Source organism: Dietzia sp. B44, from assembly GCF_014145245.1.
Classification (GTDB): Bacteria; Actinomycetota; Actinomycetes; order Mycobacteriales; family Mycobacteriaceae; genus Dietzia; species Dietzia natronolimnaea.
On the sequence record NZ_JAALEF010000498.1, the window covers coordinates 261 to 4087 of the forward strand.

At 69.7% G+C, this 3827-nt stretch carries 2 protein-coding genes and 1 pseudogene; all 3 read left to right on the forward strand.

Annotation, left to right across the window (positions count from 1 at the left end; all coding sequences use genetic code 11):
• A pseudogene (locus G6017_RS14855) lies at positions 1-398 on the forward strand (DivIVA domain-containing protein); the annotation flags it as partial.
• Between the two features lie 125 nt (positions 399-523).
• A complete protein-coding gene (locus G6017_RS14860) occupies positions 524-745 on the forward strand; it encodes a hypothetical protein (RefSeq protein ID WP_182618041.1) in 222 nt (73 codons plus the stop codon).
• Between the two features lie 282 nt (positions 746-1027).
• Positions 1028-3827: isoleucine--tRNA ligase (ileS, locus tag G6017_RS14865; protein WP_182618043.1), on the forward strand; the 2800-nt coding region annotated here is incomplete at its 3' end.

Here is a 3827-nt window from a genome sequence, read left to right on the forward strand (position 1 = left end):
CGCAGTCGGAGAAGATGGTCGGCGACGCCCGCAGGGAGGCCGACAAGATCCTCGGCGAGGCCAAGACCAAGTCCGACGGGATCGTCAAGGACGCCCAGTCACGCTCCGAGCAGCAGATCAAGGAAGCCCAGGCCAAGGCGGACGCCCTGCAGGCCGACGCGGAGCGCAAGCACACCGAGATCATGGCCACCATCAACCAGCAGCGTGGCGTGCTCGAGGGCCGGATCGACCAGCTGCGGACCTTCGAGAAGGACTACCGCAGTCGCCTCACCAGCTACCTCGAGAACCAGCTGTCCGAGCTCGGGAAGTCCGGATCGGCTGCCCCGGCCGCCCCGGCGGAGAACGCCGGTGCGCCCGACCAGGGTGCCAAGAAGGACGGCGGCCACCGCGCCGAGTAGTCCTCCCGCGTCGACGCGTCCGGTCCCCGCCCCTGCCCAGGGTGCGGGGACCGACGTATATTCGGGGAGTGGGACCGCCCCGGAACAGGCGCGCCCCACGACACGCACCACGGCAGGAGGAACGCATGCTCGTCGCCGCACTCGGACTGACGATCCTCGGATTCGTCTTCCTCGTCGCCGCCGTCGCCACCGGTCAGATCGGGTGGGCGTGGGCCTGCATCGTGGTCGGCGCCCTCGGCCTGCTGCTGCTGGTCATGGATCTCATCCGCGGGAGGTCCGCGCGTGACGGGTCCGGACGGGACCCGTCAGAGGTGGCGGACGCGGCGGACTCCCACGCCGACAGGTAACATCACCCCATGTCCGGCGGTGAGCCGGATGCGCTGCGATCCGGCCATCACCGGGGAGCGCTCGGAAGAACGGCCGGTCCCGTGGAGGGGGCGGCTCAGTAGAACCGAACGGGGGAGCCCGACCGGCCCCCGACCCATGAGTGGGCGTCGCACCGTCGTCGTCAAACGGGGTGGTACCGCGGACGGACGCGCCAGTCGTGTCCGGATCGTCCCCGAGCGCAGGCCTGTCGGCCCCACGGGTACCCACTCGTGCGGGCCCCGTACCGCGAGGAGTCCGCCCGCATGAGCACCGAGCCCACCGCCACGGGTAGCGCCTACCCGATTCTCGACCTCACCGGCGGCACCACGGCACAGTCGCCGTCGTTCCCCGCCCTCGAGCAGACCGTCCTGGCCCGGTGGGACCAGCGCGACACCTTCCGGGAGTCCGTCCGCAGACGGGCGGACGCCGAGGAATACGTCTTCTACGACGGCCCCCCGTTCGCCAACGGCCTACCCCACTACGGGCATCTGCTCACCGGGTACGTCAAGGACGTGATCCCGCGCTACCGCACCATGCGCGGATACCTGGTCGAGCGCCGCTTCGGATGGGACTGTCACGGTCTGCCGGCCGAGCTCGAGGCCGAGAAGCAGCTGGGGATCACCGAGAAGTCGCAGATCCTCGACATGGGTCTGGCCGAGTTCAACTCGGCCTGCGAGAAGTCGGTCCTGCGCTACACCGACGAGTGGGAGGAGTACGTCCACCGTCAGGCCCGTTGGGTGGACTTCGAGAACGACTACAAGACGCTGGACATCGACTTCACCGAGTCCGTCCTGTGGGCGTTCAAGCGGCTCTACGACAAGGGCCTGGTCTACAAGGGTTTCCGCGTGCTGCCGTACTCCTGGTACGAGCAGACGCCCCTGTCCAACCAGGAGACCCGGTTGGATGACGCGTACAAGATGCGTCAGGACCCCGCGGTCACCGTCGGCCTGCCGCTCGAGGCGCCGCAGTCCAGCCCGCTCCACGGCGCCGAGGCGCTGGTCTGGACCACCACCCCCTGGACCCTGCCGTCCAACCTGGCCGCCGCCGTCCACCCCGACATCGACTACTGCGTGGTGCAGGTGAACTCCGGTGAGCTCGCCGGCCGCCGCTTCGTGGTGGCCGAGGCCCGCCGCGGGGTGTACGCGCCCGAGTTCGGCGAGGACGCCGAGGTGGTGGCGACGGCGAAGGGCGCCGACCTGGTGGGTCTGACGTACGTCCCGCCGTTCGACTTCTTCGCCGGCCACCCCGGCGCGCACGTCGTGCTGTCGGCGGACTACGTCACCACCGAGTCGGGTACCGGCATCGTCCACCTCGCGCCGGCCTTCGGTGAGGAGGACAAGGACGCCTGCGACGCGGCCGGCATCGAGTTGGTCATCCCGGTCGGCCCCGACGGCAAGTTCACCGCCGAGGTGCCCCCGTACGCGGGCCAGCTGGTCTTCGACGCCAACGCGCCCATCTCACGCGACCTGCGTGCCGCGGGTCGCCTGATCCGGCACGAGACCATCGAGCACTCCTACCCGCACTCCTGGCGCTCCGGGCAGCCGTTGATCTACATGGCCCTGCCGGCCTGGTTCGTCAAGGTCACCGCGTTCCGGGACCGGATGGTCGAGCTCAATCGCGAACACATCACGTGGATGCCGGAGCACGTGCGCGACGGGCAGTTCGGCAAGTGGCTCGAGGGCGCGCGGGACTGGAACATCAACCGGAACCGGTACTGGGGCGCGCCGATCCCCGTGTGGGAGTCGGACGACCCCGCCTACCCGCGCGTGGACGTCTACGGCTCCCTCGACGAGCTCGAGGCCGACTTCGGGGTGCGGCCCACCGATCTGCACCGTCCGTACATCGACGAGCTGACCCGGCCCAACCCCGACGACCCGACCGGCAGATCCACCATGCGGCGGGTGGCCGACGTGTTCGACTGCTGGTTCGAGTCCGGGTCCATGCCGTTCGCGCAGGTCCACTACCCCTTCGAGAACAAGGAGTGGTTCGAGACCCACAACCCGGGCGACTTCATCGTCGAGTACAACGGTCAGACCCGCGGCTGGTTCTACACGCTGCACGTCCTGGCCACGGCGCTGTTCGACCGTCCCGCGTTCACGCACGTCGCCGCCCACGGGATCGTGCTGGGCAACGACGGGCTCAAGATGAGCAAGTCCAAGGGCAACTACCCGGACGTCAACGAGGTCTTCGCCCGCGACGGCTCCGATGCCATGCGATGGTTCCTCATGAGTTCCCCCATCCTCCGCGGTGGCAATCTCGTGGTGACCGAACAGGGCATCCGCGAGGGTGTGCGTCAGGCCATGCTGCCGCTCTGGAACTCCTACAGCTTCCTGCAGCTGTACGCCGCCGAGCGCGCCACCTGGCGCATGGACTCCCCGCACGTGCTGGACCGGTACATCCTGTCCCGGTTGGCCACGACCCGGGACGCGATGACCGAGGCCCTGGAGACCACGGACATCGCCGCCGCCTGCGACGAACTGCGACAGTTCGCCGACGCCCTGACCAACTGGTACGTGCGCAGGTCGCGCTCCCGGTTCTGGGCGGGGGAGGCCTCCGGTCAGGACTCCCGCGACGCCTTCGACACCCTCTACACGGTGCTGGAGACGACGATGCGGCTCGCCGCCCCGCTCCTCCCGCTCATGTCGGAGGTCGTGTGGACCGGCCTGACCGGGCGGGAGTCGGTCCACCTCGCGGACTGGCCGGCCGCCGACGAGCTCCCGCGCGACGCCGGGTTGGTCGAGGCCATGGAGGCCGTGCGGTCGGTGTGTTCGACCGTCTCCTCCGTGCGCAAGGCCAAGCAGCTGCGCGTGCGCCTGCCCCTGAACTCCCTCACCGTGGCGATGCCCGACGCCGAGAGGCTCGAGCCGTTCACCGGGATCATCGCCGACGAGGTCAACGTGCGCCACGTCCACCTGACGAGCGACGTGGCCGCCCACGGGCGGATGGAGCTGGCCGTCAACGCCCGCGCGGCGGGGCCGCGGTTGGGCAAGCAGGTTCAGGCGTGCATCAAGGCCGCCAAGACGGGGGACTGGTCCGAGGCCGACGGGGTGGTCATCGCCGGTG

Excerpts from the sequence above, each read along its gene's own strand:
- G6017_RS14860 (WP_182618041.1), top strand. The coding sequence starts at position 524 with ATGCTCGTCGCCGCACTCGGACTGACGATCCTCGGATTCGTCTTCCTC.